The sequence below is a fragment of the Algorimicrobium bowmanii genome (assembly GCF_054031195.1).
Genome location: NZ_CM132929.1, coordinates 1,598,732 through 1,614,520 on the forward strand (window position 1 = coordinate 1,598,732; position 15,789 = coordinate 1,614,520).

The following is a 15,789-nucleotide window of genomic DNA, read 5'->3' on the forward strand; positions in this document are numbered from 1 at the left end:
AGAAATCGGAAAGCATTATTACATTATTAAATGGCTGAAAAAGCAAACAAAGCGGAAGTTGAAGCAACGGAAGCAAAAGAAGTAAAAACTGCAGACGCTCCAGTTGTATCTGAAGCACAAGCAAATCCTGAAAAATTCTTAACTGAATTCAACTGGCACAATTACGAAGAAGGAATTGATGAGGTTGAAGATTCTCAATTAAAAGAGTTTGAAAAATTAGTAGCTGAAAACTTCGTAGACACTTTAGATGATGAAGTTGTAGAAGGTGAAGTTATCCACATTACAGATCGTGATGCCATTATTGACATCAACGCAAAATCTGAAGGTGTTATTTCATTAAACGAATTCCGTTACAATCCTAACTTAGCAGTTGGTGATAAAGTAGAAGTATTAATTGATGTTCGTGAAGACGCAACTGGACAGTTAGTATTATCTCACAGAAAAGCACGTGTTATCAAAGCATGGGATCGTGTTAATGCAGCTCATGAAACAGGTGAAATTGTTAATGGTTTTGTTAAGTGCAGAACTAAAGGTGGTATGATTGTAGATGTTTTCGGTATCGAAGCATTCTTACCAGGTTCACAAATTGATGTGAAGCCAATCCGTGATTACGATCAGTATGTTAACAAAACAATGGAATTCAAAGTTGTTAAAATCAACCACGAATTTAAAAACGTTGTTGTTTCTCATAAAGCACTTATTGAAGCTGATATTGAAGAGCAGAAGAAAGAAATTATTGGTCAGTTAGAAAAAGGACAAGTATTAGAAGGTATTGTTAAAAACATTACTTCTTACGGTGTGTTTATCGATCTAGGTGGCGTTGATGGTTTAGTTCATATTACAGATCTTTCTTGGTCTCGTATCAACCATCCAAATGAGATTGTTGAGTTAGATCAGAAATTAAATGTTGTTATTCTTGATTTTGATGAAAACAAATCTAGAATCCAATTAGGTCTTAAGCAATTATCTAAGCACCCTTGGGATGCTTTAGGTGAAGAAGTTAAAGTTGGAGATAAAGTTAAAGGTAAAGTAGTTGTAATCGCTGATTACGGTGCATTTATTGAAGTTGCTGATGGCGTTGAAGGTTTAATTCACGTTTCAGAAATGTCTTGGTCTACACACTTACGTTCAGCACAAGATTTCGTTTCTGTAGGAGATGAAGTTGATGCAGTTATCTTAACATTAGATAGAGAAGAGCGTAAAATGTCTCTTGGTATTAAGCAATTAACTCCAGACCCATGGACTGATATTACTAAGAAATACCCTGTAGGTTCTAAGCATTCAGGTATTGTACGTAACTTTACAAACTTTGGTGTATTTGTTGAATTAGAAGAAGGTATTGATGGATTAATTTACATCTCTGATTTATCTTGGACTAAGAAAATCAAGCACCCATCTGAGTTCTGTAACGTAGGTGATACTTTAGATGTTGTTGTTCTTGAATTAGATGTTGAAGGTCGTAAATTATCTTTAGGACACAAACAAACAACAGATAACCCTTGGGATAAATATGAAACTGAATTCGCTGTAGGAACTGTTCATAAAGCTGAATTAACTGAAATCGTTGACAAAGGTGCAACTATTGATTTTAATGAAGATATCGTAGCATTCGTACCGTCTCGTCATCTTGAAAAAGAAGATGGTAAGAAATTGAAAAAAGGCGAAGAAGCTGAATTCAAGATTATCGAATTTAATAAAGAATTTAAGCGTGTAGTAGCATCTCATACAGCAATCTTCAGAGAAGAAGAAGCTGCTAATGTTAAAGCTGCCACTGCTAATGCAGCTGCAGAAGTTAAGCCTACTTTAGGTGATGCTAATGATGCATTACAAGCTCTTAAAGATAAAATGGAAGGAAAATAATTTTCCAACATTCTTTAATACTAAAAAGCCTTCAAGAAATTGAAGGCTTTTTTTATGATTAAATTTTATTACAGATAAGTTGAATTATTTAATTTTTAGAAACGCTCTCAAAGTATGTAATTTCTTCTTTCAAAAACATAATATGCTCTTTATCTGCCATTAATAATGGTATCAATATAAGTGTTTGGCGTTTGGCGTTTCGCTGTTTTGTTGATTAATAACCTTTCCAACCTTTTTCATTAATTAGTTCAGAAACATTAGTATTTAATAGCATTAGCAATGTTTATTAATCGCATGATGTAAATATGTTCATCGTCTTTTTCTAATCTGGCATAACTTGGTTGCGTTATACCTAATTCTTGAGACAAACATGTTGTTCTCGTAAAATTCTAACTCCTCATATATTCATAATTATATAGATAATTAATGTCAAAAATTTCTAAATTACAAACAACCAGACCACAAAGATTGCGGTCCAACTTGCCTAAAAATAATTGCCAAGCACTATAAAAAAACAATTTCCATACAACAACTTCGTGCTATCAGTGAAACAACACGAGCAGACAGAAGTTTATAAGGCTTAAGTGAGGCTACAAAACAATTGGGAATTAGAAGTTTAGTGATCAAACCTAAAGAAAAAGGTTTTATTTAAATTTTCCGTTTTTGCTTACTTTTAGTAAGCGAAAATTACGTGTTAACTAGGTTGCTTTTGTTAGTTTTGATTGCGTTAGTATAATTTTATGTGTAATGAAAGACACCTTATATCAAATCTTGTTTCAATTTTTGCAAAACAAAAAGATTAAGATTAATTCAGAGGAATTAAAACTACAACTTTTGGGGCACCCATCATATCCTAGTCTTCATGCTGTAACTGGGGTTTTGTCTCACTTCAATATTAATAATGTAGCAATTCAAGTTCCCGTAACAGCTGAAATATTAACGCAATTATCTGATATTTTTTTTATAGATGATTTATATAAAGATGTTGTAGATAATATGACTAGCAATAAACTTTAATCAATAATTCAAAAACAACGGTAAAATGAAAAACAAACTGAAACACTTATTTAAACTCGGAATCTTAATACTTGGAATTTCTTTATTTATTGTATCCTGTCAAAAAGATGATGATATCAATATTTCTGACAAAGAAATTAATGGAGAAAAATCTCCTTTTAAGTTTTCTGAAATTAATGAATCCGAAATTAATCAAAATAAAAATCTTGGACGAAAACTAAAAAGTATTACAAATAATATAAAACAGTCAAAATTAGCTAATGCCAACAAACTAATATATTCCTCAGAAGATGATTTCTATATTGATACTGACTATGCAACATATATAGAAAACACAGAAACTAATTATCATTCATATACATTTCCTGTTTTTAGAACTGTAAAAACTAATAATATAGAGAATGTGTTACTTTCACTTCAGGCAGATGGTAGCTATAAAGCAATGTTAGTAACTTATAATTTAACAGCCCAAGAGAGATTAGATTTAGATAATGGAATAAATATTAGCTTTAATGATAGAGTTAATATTTACAGTTTAGAAGATGATGCATTTGTAAATGATATTTTTAGTAAAGTTTTATATGTAGATAATTGCGTTAGTATTAATTATAATATTATTCCTTGTTTAGGTGGTTTTTCTCAAGAACATACTAGCGTTTACAATTCACAAATAGAAGGACAATGCGGAGGAACTTCAATGGAATTTGTAAGTTTTGACATTAATCCTGCTTGTACTTCTGGTGGTGGTGGCTCAAATAACACATATAATCCACCAAATAACCCTTCTGGCTATGATACTTCTAGCGGGCACGGAACTGGAGGACCTTTTAACGGAAGTGGAAACCACACTTCAATAACTAAACCACAACTTTGGCAAGAAATTGCTATGTGTATAAATAGCTTACAACAAGATGGAAATACTGATAATACAACTTTAACTCCTGAAATGCTTGCTTGGTTGCAAGCTCAACCAAGATCTATTACTATGCCTATTAGTGGTTTGCTTAAAGCAAATAGTTGCAGTGAAGAAGCACAAGAAGATATTATCGAGTTTTTAAGTATTATCGAAGAGATACCTGATGCCAAATTTGAACGTTATGAGGAATTAAAAGACATACTTGAAGACATTTAGTCCAAGACTGCCTAGAACAAAGTAGTTTAAACACCTCAAATTACTTGAATTTGTACAACCAAACAATTCCTCAAGAATGCAGCGATAGGCTATTTGATCTAGGTATTGAATGGCATCACCAATCAATATCCGATGGTAATGTGCCATTAGCTAACATAGATTACTATGGGGTAGAGGTTACTAATTACACCGGTTTTAATAATGATGGAAATCCAGATTCTGAATCCGAAATATATCAGGCTTTTAGAGAAAATTTTACCGAATTAGCAAGCGGAGAAGCAAACAATTTTCAATTTAGTTGTAATATTCCTTTTAACTCAACTGATACAGGAGATATCGATTGGGAGTTTATCCCTCTAACTACTCAAGATGGTATCGACTTTATTTCTAACGACCCAATTGCATCTATTTTATTGATTGAGGCAGATGCTACAGGAGTTATACCTACTATTGCCTCAGATGATGGTGCAGTTATTGTTTCTGAATTCACCAACAATGATTGGACAATTTCCACAATTAGGACTCCTAATAATGGAACACAGCCTTTTTCGGGTAACCGTCAATGGGGTTGGTTTATTAATCAAAATGGTAATTTTGAATTTTTTACTAGAGCTGTTGATGTTGCAAACATTAGTATGTTATTAAATCTTGGAGCAAATACTGAATGTCAGCAAGAAACATATTATGACGTAGCAGAAGCTACTTGGGAAAATATGCAACAAGAAATAGCAAGTTGGATTAATAGTCCTGAAAGCAACGGTGGTCAAGCTTCTATTATACCTAAAACAGCTATTAGGGTTGATAAAGAGAAAATAGAAGAATTACTAACGAGCAATGAAACTATAGACCAAATTAATTGTGATTAAATATGAACATACTTACAAATAACATATTACTTTTTATTAGAACTATTTTACCATCTTTAATTTGTGTGCTATTATTTTATATTTTCAAATTAGATATTGGTTTTCATATTTTGTTTTTTGCTCTTATCATAGTTCTATTTAATCTAAATAAAACTAAATATAATTATATAATTAGTTTTATATCTTCTGTAGGATTATCATATTTAGCTTTTTTCATTTCAATAGGCTTATATTTTGGAATTGGTTACATATTAATGCAATTTATTGAGTTTGATAAACTAGATGAAATTTCTGTATATGGCTATAATTTAAAAAACTTGTTAATGCTACTTCCAATTTCAATATTCTCTCCCATACTTATATTTCAGTTTTATAAATTATTTTTATTTAAAAAAAACAGAAGTAATTATTCTAAAGTTATTATGTGGGTTACTATTATCTTATTAGTAATATATGGTATAATAAAGAAAGATTTTGAGGATGAAAATGCATCAGCATTTTGGCAATTTATTATGACTTTTGCTATTCAACTAATACTTTACGAAAATGAAATTATTGAATTAATAAAAAATAAAAATACTACCTACAACAAAGTATAAAATTAATTGCTTGGTTTTCGCCTACTTGCGAAAATCCTCGCAGACTTTCTATCTGTGATTTATTTGCTGACTTTAGTGCTTAAACCACGCAACTAATCTTATACAAACACGTAAGTAACTTATAATTTAACAACCCAAGAGAGAGTAGATTTAGATAATGGAATAAATATTAATTTTAATGATAAAGTTAATATTTACAGTTTAGAAGATGATGCATTTGTAAATGATATTTTTAGTAAAATTTTATATGTAGATAATTGCGTTAGTATTAATTATAATATTATTCCTTGTTTAGGTGGTTTTTCTCAAGATCATACTAGCGTTTACAATTCACAAATAGAAGGACAATGCGGAGGAACTTCAATGGAATTTGTAAGTTTTGACATTAATCCTGCTTGTACTTCTGGTGGTGGTGGCTCAAATAACACATATAATCCACCAAATAATCCTTCTAGCTATAATCCTTCTGGCGGGCACGGAACTGGAGGACCTTTTAACGGAAGTGGAAACCACACTTCAATAACTAAACCACCACTTTAGCAAGAAATTGCAATGTGTATAAATAGCTTACAACAAGATGGAAATACTGATAATACAACTTTAACTCCTGAAATACTTGCTTGGTTGCAAGTTCAACCAAGATCTATTACTAGGCCTATTGATGGTTTGCTTAAAGCAAATAGTTGCAGTGAAGAAGCACAAGAAGAAGCTATTAACCTAATTGAATTATTAATTAATCCTTACATTGATGTTGATGATGATCTAATAAGTGTAAATAATTTAGATAATGATTGTGCTGAAAATATAATTGCTGAGGAAATCTTTGGGAATATCCAAAATGGATCAAATGCTGGCTTAATAAATAAAGTAAGAAATCTTTTTAATAATGATAATAATATTACTTTAGCATTTAGGAATGCTGACATCCCAGATGCATACAATGTAAATGCCGCAACTGATTTTGATACAGATGCAAACATCTCTAGTGCTCAGTGTAATATTTATATCACTTTAGATAACGACTATTTAAATAATAATTCTACAAAACTTCATGTTGCTTTAACTGTAATTCACGAAATGGAACACGCACTCTTAATGTATCAATATTTACATAATACATTATTAACTGAACATCCTAACTACACATATTTAAACACAGCAATGGACACTTTTCTAGATAATAGAAACGACACTAACGGTCAAGCCTTAAATGATGCTATGCATATTGCAATGGTAGATTTTATTGGAACTATGTCTTATTCATTATTTAAATATGCAGAAAACTCAGGAATGAATAACATTACAAATCAATATTGTAAAGATATTGTAAAAGGTTCTTTTTACAATACTCCTGCTATGTCTTTAATAAATACTGGAGACAACACACCAGAAGAACTTAATAACAAATGTGTAGATGAACAAGATAACACAAGTAACTCACAAGGAAATGACTGTTAAAATAACAATAAGTTTACTCATTCTAATTTTATTTAATTCTTGTCAACAAATTGAAGATGATGAAAAAATTTTAAACATTATTCTTAAAGAAAGTAATTACACTATAAATGACTCAATTTATTTTGATACAATAGCAAACGACAAAAAGGTCTTTAGTTTTTTTAAACACCGCAATAATAAAAACATTGTTTTCAAACATATTTACAAAAACAATATCAAACCAAAACCGAATGATTCTTCATTTTATGAGATCGATTCTGTAGTAAAATTTGAGCAACCCTTAAAAGGAAATAATTATATTATGACTGGAAAAGGAAAAAATAAAATTGTCGAAAAATTTCTAAAGGACTCTTTTAATTATCAAAATATAGAAACTAAAACGTGGAATATTAATAAAAATATAGAAAAGAGTTTTACTCAAAAAAAAAATAAAAAAATAAAACATCTCACTATTTCAAAACCTGTATATAATTTAGCTAAAAACAAAGCTATTATCTATAAATCATTGGGGGGACAAAAATATTTAGAAACAATAATTTATTTTTTAAGTAAAGAAGAACAAAAATGGGAAATAACTTATACAGAAACAACTCATAGCTTTTTAGATTAAAAAACACTTATAATTTTTAATAAATTAAGAACCTATTTCGAGATTAAATACAGCCTACAACAAAGTATAAAAAAAATAGCAGATAAGGACTAATCAAAAGTTAGTTTATTTTATTTCTGCTATTTTTTTTATAACTGAAAATTAGCACATATAATTCTGCTACTCTTCATATACAAACACGTTATAATTATTACTCCTAATAATTTGGAAGCGGAAACTGGCATCAAAACTTATTACACCTTATAATAAAGCAATTGAGTTTAAACAGGAAATGCGTGGTTCTGTCGAAATTATAACTTAAGATTTACGGGTAATAGAGCGTTTCTTTTATCAGTTTAAAGAGGTTTAAAAAGGAACTTAATCGATAATAACTTAAAGATAATTTGAATGTTTTAAGCCAACAAAACATCCATTCGTAAAATGCTTTGTATTATAAAAGCATTGTGAACTCAATATTTTTACCGTAACTTTGTTTACCAAATACGTTTGGATAGTATATGAGTCAAAAAATGTTACTTAATGCAAAAGAGGTAAACATCATTCTTCATCGATTGGCTTGCCAACTAATTGAAAATCATAACGATTTTTCAAATACAGTTTTAATAGGGCTTCAACCTCGCGGAAAATTTCTAGCAAAACGCTTAGCCACCACTTTAAAAAACGATTATAATATAAATGACATCCAATTGGGGTATCTGGATATTACGTTTTTTAGAGACGATTTTAGGCGCGGTGAAAAAACCTTAGAAGCCAATACAACTGAAATAGATTTTATAGTAGAAGCTAAAAAAATTGTTTTTATAGATGATGTCCTATATACAGGTAGAAGTATTCGTGCTGCTTTAACAGCAATACAATCTTTTGGTAGACCTCTTGAGATAGAACTTTTAACTCTTATTGACAGACGTTTTAGTAGACATTTACCAATTCAACCAAATTATAGAGGTAGACAAGTAGATGCTATAAATGATGAACTTGTAAAAGTTAACTGGGAAGAAAATGACGGTGAAGATGCTGTGTATTTAATTCAGAGTTAGAATAGGCTACAATGTTAGTAAAATATATCAGATTATCACGTATTGATATAACAACATGCTACTTATAATAGAAAATAAAAAAATATGAGTGAATTAAGTGTCAACCACTTATTAGGAATTAAATACCTTAATAAAGACGATATTAAGCTTATTTTTGAAACTGCTGATCATTTTAAAGAAGTCATCAATAGACCTATAAAAAAAGTACCGTCGCTTAGAGATATTACGATAGCTAATTTATTTTTTGAAAATTCCACACGTACTAAATTATCTTTTGAACTTGCTGAAAAGCGCCTCTCTGCAGATGTTCTTAATTTTTCAGCATCTCAGTCATCCGTAAAAAAAGGAGAAACATTAATAGATACAGTTAACAATATTTTGTCCATGAAAGTGGATATGGTTGTTATGCGTCATCCAAATCCAGGTGCCAGCGTCTTTTTATCACAGCATGTTGATGCTCGTATTATAAATGCAGGTGATGGTGCTCATGAACATCCTACTCAGGCTTTATTGGATTCGTATTCTATAAGGGAACGTTTAGGGGAAGTACAGGGGAAAAAAGTAGTTATTGTTGGTGATATTTTACACAGTCGCGTGGCACTATCTAATATTTTTGCACTGCAGCTTCAAGGAGCTGAAGTTATGGTTTGCGGCCCTAAAACATTATTGCCTAAATATATAAGTAGTTTAGGTGTTAAAGTTGAAACTAACTTACAAAAAGCTTTAAACTGGTGTGATGTAGCAAATATGCTTCGCGTACAAAACGAGCGTATGGAAGTAAATTACTTTCCATCAACAAGAGAGTATACGCAACAGTACGGTGTAACCATGGATATACTGAATAGCTTGAAGAAAGAAATAACTATCATGCATCCAGGACCTATAAATAGAGGTGTTGAAATTACAAGTGAAGTAGCAGATTCTAATCAAGCCATTATTTTAAACCAGGTAGAAAATGGGGTAGCAGTTAGAATGGCTGTTATTTACTTATTAGCTTCTAAAATTAAAAAATAGAGTCATGATTTTTGAAAAAGAAAACAATATCACGCATATTAAACAAGACAAGGTAACTGTCCAAGAATTAATAAAAAAGTTAGAAGTACTTTACGAGCGTTTTAAAAATGATAATGTTATTGTTAGTTTAATCAATTCTGAAGTTTTAACAGCGGATGAAATTGACGGATTTATAAAAATTTTGGACCTTCATAAAGAACAAAAACACTCATTTGTAATCGTCACAAATCAAACAGACCTTGATGCCATTCCTGAAAATTTAATAGTTGTTCCTAGTGTTCAAGAGGCTCATGATATTATTGAAATGGAGGAAATGGAACGCGATTTAGGGTTTTAATAAATTATTTAATAACACACACATCTTTTTAAAAAACATACATGAAGCTCACTATATTAGGTTGTTTTAGTGCTACACCAAGGACGGATACCAATCCAACAGCTCAAGTATTAGATATAAAAAATCACCTTTTTTTAATAGATTGTGGCGAAGGGACTCAAGTAGAATTACGACGTAATAAAATAAAGTTTGCCCGTATAAAACATATCTTTATTTCGCATTTGCATGGCGATCATTTTTTTGGTTTAGTAGGACTCATTTCTACATTTAGATTGTTAACTCGTGAAACAGAACTCCATATATACGGCCCTAAAGGATTAAAGGAAATTATTACATTACAAATGAAACTGTCTGAATCTTGGACAAATTACCCATTAATTTTTCACGAATTAAACTCTAAAGAATCTGAATTAATCTTTGAAGATGATAAAGTATCTGTGTATACTATACCTTTAGATCATCGTATTTACACAAACGGATTTCTCTTTAAAGAAAAGCCCGGACCTCGAAAATTAGATATGAACGCGGTGTTAAACGCCGATATCGATGTCGCATATTACCGAAAAATAACACAAGGCTTTGATGTGAAAAATAATCAGGGTGAACTAATACCAAATACCGAACTAACGAAAGCACCTACTAAAGCTAAAAGTTATGCTTTTTGTAGTGATACAGCATATAATGAGGCTATTATTCCAATTATTAAAGAAGTCGATTTACTCTATCATGAATCTACATTTTTAGAAGCTCACGAAAAATTAGCGACACCTACTAAACATAGTACAGCAAAGCAAGCAGCTAGTATAGCAAAACAAGCTAATGTTGGAAAGTTACTGTTGGGGCATTATTCAACACGTTATAAAAATCTACAAGAGTTTAAAACAGAAGCAGAGACAGTATTTGATTCAGTTGAACTAGCTATGGATGGAAAATCTATTACAATTTAAGTGTTTTTAAATTCTGCATAAAAAAAATAGCTTCTTCTATACTGCTGTATGTTTTGATACTATTTTTTGAAAAATTCTTCTCTAAATGAGCATTTCTTAAAGCAAACTCATTATAAACGACAATGGCACTAGCTATAATAAAACCATAAGTATTATTAAATTTTCGCCACAAATTTGGATCAACAGAGTAGTTGTTTATTCTGTTGGTAATATGCCCAATTTTAATGAGTGGTCCGTAAAATTTGATTAAAAAATCTGCAATTTGTTGTATTTTAATCCAATCAAAATGAACCCCTTCATTATGTTCGGCTATTACAAATTTATCACATAGATAAAATGTACCAAATGAAAAAGTAACCTTATGGTGTTTTAATTGATTAAAATAAATGCTTTTTTCAAATTTCATTCTCTCAAATATTGTTTAAATTTAGGGCTATCATTATGTACTACTTTATATAAAAGTACAAAAAAACAACGACATAGCTAATGGACAAAGACTTAGGTGATTACAGAAAAATATATAATAAAGGCGCTTTGCTGTTAAGTGATTCTCCAGAGAACCCGATGGAACTTTTTAAGAAATGGTTTCATGAAGTTGATAATCATTTTCCACAAGATGAAACTAATGCTATGACTATTTCAACTATTGGTACTGATGGTTTTCCAAAAAATCGTGTGGTATTATTAAAACGTTATACTTACGAAGGTTTTATTTTCTTTACTAATTATCAAAGTGAGAAAGGGCGAGCTATAGCAAACAATCCGAATGTATGTTTATCTTTTTTCTGGCACGGTGCAGAACGCCAAATTATTATAAAAGGTAAAGCTGAAAAAATAGCAGATAATCTTAGTGATGGGTATTTTGAATCTCGTCCTAGAGGAAGCCAGTTGGGTGCAATTGTATCAGAACAAAGTGCTATTATATCTGATCGCTCTGAACTTGAAAATAAATTAGTTAGATTAGAATCCCAATACGAAAATAGTGAAATTTTACGTCCTGATTATTGGGGCGGATATATTATTAAACCAGTATCTATTGAATTTTGGCAGGGACGTCCTAACAGATTACATGATCGTATTTTATATCAATTGGATTCTGACTTAAATTGGGTAAAAAACCGTTTATCTCCATAATTACCCGATAAACAACATCTAATTAGGTGTTTTTTAACTTTTTAATCGATGAAATGCATGTATGAACGATAAAAAACATGTTTTTCATCGATTTTAACATTTCATTAACATTTATTTGAACGGAGCATTATATATTTATAATCCCAAATCTAAATAACCTGCTTAATGAAAAAAGTTACTTTTATACCATTTATGGTATTATTAGTCGTTTTCGCGACTTCGTGTTCTTCAGAATCAATTGATGATACAACAGCTTCTAACACCAATGTTACTAATATTGATACCTCCAATTTAGTAATTCCAGAAACTAAAATTATTGAAATTGAAATCATGGAGCTTATTAATGATTATCGCCTGTCAATAGGATTAAACGGATTGAATACAATTGATATCATTAAATCACAGGCATTTAACCATACAGATTACATGATAGAAAATAATAACGTTTCTCATGATAACTTTCAAGAACGTAAGGAATTTTTAGAAAACAGTTTAGGTGCTGATTATGTGTCTGAAAATGTAGCTTATGGCTTTACATCAGCTCAAACGGTATTTAATGCCTGGTTAAATAGCGAAAGCCACAGGTCTAATATTGAAGGTAATTATTCAGATTTTGATATTTCAGCTGAGCAAGATGCTAATGGAAGATGGTATTATACAAATATATTTGTGAAAAAATAAGAATAAATTTTAGTTACCAAACCAATCTATCAGACTAATTTTTAAATTAGTTTGGTAGTTTTTTTTATCTACTAATAACTTAATATGTGACCTTAATCTCGTATTATTTACTCAATAGTTAACACTGTCCAAAAGAATATTAAAAACAAAAAGCTACATATTTAAATGTAGCTTTTTGTTTTTTTTAATGGCCTATAACCTTCTTGTAGTAATTAATAGGAGGTAGGTAGGTTTAGTTTTAATCGGTTAATATTATAAATTTAGAACGTCTATTTTCTTGATGCTGTTCTTTAGTACATTTAACACCATTAGAACAGTTGTTAACTAGTTGTGTTTCACCGAAACCAATAGCACTTTCTATACGTTCTTGTTCAATACCTCTAGAATATAAATATTCTTGGGTTGATTTTGCACGTCTGTCAGATAATTTTAAATTGTAATTATCTTTACCACGGCTATCGGTATGAGATTCGATTTTGATAACCATATCAGGATGAGCTCTCATTACTGCAACGATGTTTTCTAATTCATATGCAGCATCTGGTCTAATTTCCCATTTGTCAAAATCAAAGAATATTGGGTTAATCACAATCTCATTATCATTTATTAATGGAATTAAATTTAGGTCAGCAATTTGCTCTATTCCGGTTTCATCAGTAGTTGAAACAGTATTAATATCATCTTTATAATCTAATTTCTTACCTAATACTTTATATTCCTGATTACAATCTGCTGTTATTTTATAGACACCATTTTCATCACTAGTCACTTCATCAATTATTTTCCCAGAAGCATCAATTAATTGTACAGTAGCTGTTTCTAATGCCAATAAAGTCTTTGAATCTCTAACGGTTCCTGTTATGACTTGTTGACAAGGTTGAGCAGTAAATCCGTAAATATCATCACTACCTTTTCCTTCAGTTCTATTAGAAGAGAAATACCCTTTTTTAGTTTCACTATCTATAAAAAAAGCAAAATCATCATAACCACTGTTGTAAGGCGCCCCCATGTTTTCAACTTCTGCTTGTTCATCTTTTAGGATATTAGTTTTAAAGATGTCTAATAATCCCAGGTTTAAATAACCATCCGAAGAGAAATATAAGGTACTATCTTTTGCAATAAAAGGGAACATTTCACGGCCTTCAGTATTTACTTTATCTCCTAAATTTACAGGTGTTCCAAAACTATCTCCATTTATAGAAACGCTGTAAATATCTGTTTGTCCTAAACCGCCTTCACGATCAGATACAAAATACAATGTTTTATTATCTGGGCTAAGGGTAGGGTGACCTGTTGAGAAGTTTTTATCATTAAATGGTAGTTCTTCAATTTCACCCCAAGTGTCATTTTCAGTTTTTTTAGCTCTGTATATTTTTAAATTAGAAGTTCCTTCCTTATCGTATACATGTCTGTTTTTGCTATTTACATTATCTCTAGTAAAGTATAAAGTTTGTCCGTCATTTGTGATGCAAACACTTGCTTGATGTACATCGTTACGTTCTTTTTCTTTAACCTCTAAACTGGTTGGGTTTGATATACTATCAATATTGTTTTCGCCACTACTTATTGTAGCCGTATACATATCTAAATAAGGTTCTTTATTCCAATTATAAATTTTGTTTTCGGTATTTTTAGCCGAAGAGAAGTAGATTTTATTGTTATGGACAAAGGCTCCAAAATCCGAATATTTAGAATTAATTTCAAGATTTTTCACTTTCACATCTACGCCTGTCTTAGATTCAAGTGCCTTGTAGATACCTATATTATTTTCAGATAAATCAGTTGCACGTTTATCATTATTCTGACTGTTTTTAAAAGCAACTAACCAGGTATCGGCCTCTTCATAATTTCCTAGACTACGTTGTGTCTGAATGTATTTGTATATGAATTCTGGTTTGACATTTTCATATTTATTTAAAGCTAATCCATACCAAGTTGCAGCAGATTTAGGGTCAGAATTATTGTAATAACAATCGCCTAAACGGGTTAGAACATGTTCGCTACTATCACCTTTTTTTACAGTTTCTTCATATAGCTCGGCTGCTTTCACATATGAATAATTATCAAAAAAGATATCGGCCACTTTTTTTTGTGAATATAAGAAGGTACTACTTAGCGCAATACAGATGTATATAATTTTAGTTTTCATACAATAATATTTTAGAAGTATCTTGGTGATTTGATTCGTTTGTTCTTAAATAGTTCGAACATAATTAAGATTTCATGCGTACCTCCTGTATAGTCAATTAAATCGGATAGAGGGTATTCATAAGCATAACCAATTCGAAATTGTTTAGACACTTGAAAGTCTACAATTCCAGCTAAAGCTGAAGTTTGATTATCAATTCGGTAACCAGCTCCTGCCCAGAATTTTTCATAGAATAAGAAGTTAGCTGTTAAATCAAATGATACTGGAGCACCATTGGTAGCTTTAACAAGAAAAGCAGGTTTTAGTTTAGTATTTTCACTTAAAGTAAACACATAACCACCGGTAAAATAGTAACTCACTCTTTCTAATGCAGCATAATCTTGTCCAGTACCTGTTTCATCATTGTAGTCATTAGTTAAAATACGTGGAGTAGAAAGCCCTAAGTACCATTTATTAGAGTGCCAATAAACACCAGCACCAATATTAGGATCCCAACGGTCATCAATTCCATAAATCCCTATATCATTACCATCAGGATCTGCTGCATAGCGATCAAAACTATAACTTGTAAATCCCGCTTTCACACCAAAAGCTAACTCGGTATTTGTACCTGTCTGAATCGTATATGAAAAATCAGCATATAGATATGAAAAGCGTTCATCTCCAAGTTTATCATTTATAAAAGATAAACCCAGACCGATTTTATCATTACGTAAAGGCGTGTTAATTGATAGTGTTTGTGTTATTGGTCCACCATCAAAGCCTACCCATTGGCTTCTGTGAAGACCTACTACACTTAATGTTTCTCTACTACCTGCGTAAGCAGGGTTTATAGAAATGGTATTGTACATATACTGCGTAAACTGCGGTAATTGTTGTGCAATTCCAACTGTACTAGTTAATAATGCTAGTGCAATTATATTCTTTTTTAATAGTTTCATAGGTTAA

The 15,789-nt window shown here is 30.8% G+C and carries 18 protein-coding genes; 15 read left to right on the forward strand and 3 right to left on the reverse strand.

The features are described 5' to 3' along the window. Positions 1-30: 30 nt before the first annotated feature. From rpsA to ACW5R3_RS07140, 13 genes are all read left to right on the forward strand, one after another. Positions 31-1,860: a 30S ribosomal protein S1 gene (gene rpsA, locus ACW5R3_RS07080; RefSeq protein ID WP_456576308.1), complete on the forward strand. Its 1,830-nt coding sequence runs from the start codon at positions 31-33 to the stop codon at positions 1,858-1,860. Positions 1,861-2,353: 493 nt separating this feature from the next. Next, on the forward strand, positions 2,354-2,437 hold the full coding sequence (locus tag ACW5R3_RS07085) for a hypothetical protein (RefSeq protein ID WP_456578822.1): 84 nt from the start codon (positions 2,354-2,356) through the stop codon (positions 2,435-2,437). Positions 2,438-2,607: 170 nt separating this feature from the next. Beyond that, entirely contained in the window at positions 2,608-2,877 is a 270-nt protein-coding gene (locus tag ACW5R3_RS07090) for a hypothetical protein (RefSeq protein ID WP_456576309.1), read from the forward strand. Between the two features lie 25 nt (positions 2,878-2,902). Then, positions 2,903-4,009, forward strand: a complete 1,107-nt coding sequence (locus tag ACW5R3_RS07095) for a hypothetical protein (protein WP_456576310.1) — start codon at positions 2,903-2,905, stop codon at positions 4,007-4,009. Between the two features lie 50 nt (positions 4,010-4,059). Then, positions 4,060-4,875 carry a hypothetical protein gene (locus ACW5R3_RS07100; RefSeq protein WP_456576311.1) on the forward strand — a complete coding sequence of 272 codons (816 nt, stop codon included), beginning with the start codon at positions 4,060-4,062 and terminating at the stop codon, positions 4,873-4,875. A 2-nt stretch (positions 4,876-4,877) separates the two neighbouring features. Next, the gene (locus ACW5R3_RS07105) at positions 4,878-5,474 is read left to right on the forward strand and encodes a hypothetical protein (RefSeq protein WP_456576312.1); all 597 of its coding nucleotides are present in this window, start codon (positions 4,878-4,880) and stop codon (positions 5,472-5,474) included. A 363-nt stretch (positions 5,475-5,837) separates the two neighbouring features. Continuing rightward, positions 5,838-6,014 carry a hypothetical protein gene (locus tag ACW5R3_RS07110; protein ID WP_456576313.1) on the forward strand — a complete coding sequence of 59 codons (177 nt, stop codon included), beginning with the start codon at positions 5,838-5,840 and terminating at the stop codon, positions 6,012-6,014. A 12-nt stretch (positions 6,015-6,026) separates the two neighbouring features. Then, positions 6,027-6,932, forward strand: coding sequence for a hypothetical protein (locus ACW5R3_RS07115; RefSeq protein ID WP_456576314.1), 906 nt, complete (start codon positions 6,027-6,029; stop codon positions 6,930-6,932). Beyond that, positions 6,922-7,542 carry a hypothetical protein gene (locus ACW5R3_RS07120; RefSeq protein ID WP_456576315.1) on the forward strand — a complete coding sequence of 207 codons (621 nt, stop codon included), beginning with the start codon at positions 6,922-6,924 and terminating at the stop codon, positions 7,540-7,542. The genes ACW5R3_RS07115 and ACW5R3_RS07120 overlap by 11 nt, the downstream gene beginning before the upstream one ends. A gap of 497 nt (positions 7,543-8,039) precedes the next feature. After that, complete coding sequence (pyrR, locus tag ACW5R3_RS07125; RefSeq protein WP_456576316.1) at positions 8,040-8,579, forward strand: bifunctional pyr operon transcriptional regulator/uracil phosphoribosyltransferase PyrR; 540 nt, start codon at positions 8,040-8,042, stop codon at positions 8,577-8,579. A gap of 84 nt (positions 8,580-8,663) precedes the next feature. Beyond that, a complete protein-coding gene (locus tag ACW5R3_RS07130) occupies positions 8,664-9,593 on the forward strand; it encodes an aspartate carbamoyltransferase catalytic subunit (RefSeq protein ID WP_456576317.1) in 930 nt (309 codons plus the stop codon). 4 nt (positions 9,594-9,597) lie between these two features. Beyond that, positions 9,598-9,930, forward strand: a complete 333-nt coding sequence (locus tag ACW5R3_RS07135; protein ID WP_456576318.1) for a ribonuclease Z — start codon at positions 9,598-9,600, stop codon at positions 9,928-9,930. Positions 9,931-9,971: 41 nt separating this feature from the next. After that, positions 9,972-10,877, forward strand: a complete 906-nt coding sequence (locus tag ACW5R3_RS07140; RefSeq protein WP_456576319.1) for a ribonuclease Z — start codon at positions 9,972-9,974, stop codon at positions 10,875-10,877. Here ACW5R3_RS07140 and ACW5R3_RS07145 read toward each other — a convergent pair. Continuing rightward, positions 10,867-11,283, reverse strand: coding sequence for a hypothetical protein (locus ACW5R3_RS07145; RefSeq protein WP_456576320.1), 417 nt, complete (start codon positions 11,281-11,283; stop codon positions 10,867-10,869). The genes ACW5R3_RS07140 and ACW5R3_RS07145 overlap by 11 nt on opposite strands. Positions 11,284-11,363: 80 nt before the next feature. Here ACW5R3_RS07145 and pdxH point away from each other — a divergent pair, with 80 nt between their 5' ends. Further along, positions 11,364-12,011, forward strand: coding sequence for a pyridoxamine 5'-phosphate oxidase (gene pdxH / locus ACW5R3_RS07150; protein WP_456576321.1), 648 nt, complete (start codon positions 11,364-11,366; stop codon positions 12,009-12,011). A 165-nt stretch (positions 12,012-12,176) separates the two neighbouring features. Further along, entirely contained in the window at positions 12,177-12,692 is a 516-nt protein-coding gene (locus ACW5R3_RS07155; RefSeq protein WP_456576322.1) for a CAP domain-containing protein, read from the forward strand. 238 nt (positions 12,693-12,930) lie between these two features. Here the strand turns inward: ACW5R3_RS07155 and ACW5R3_RS07160 are convergent, their stop codons facing one another. Next, positions 12,931-14,841, reverse strand: a complete 1,911-nt coding sequence (locus ACW5R3_RS07160) for an OmpA family protein (protein ID WP_456576323.1) — start codon at positions 14,839-14,841, stop codon at positions 12,931-12,933. 11 nt (positions 14,842-14,852) lie between these two features. Next, complete coding sequence (locus ACW5R3_RS07165; RefSeq protein WP_456576324.1) at positions 14,853-15,782, reverse strand: PorP/SprF family type IX secretion system membrane protein; 930 nt, start codon at positions 15,780-15,782, stop codon at positions 14,853-14,855. Between the last annotated feature and the right edge of the window lie 7 nt (positions 15,783-15,789).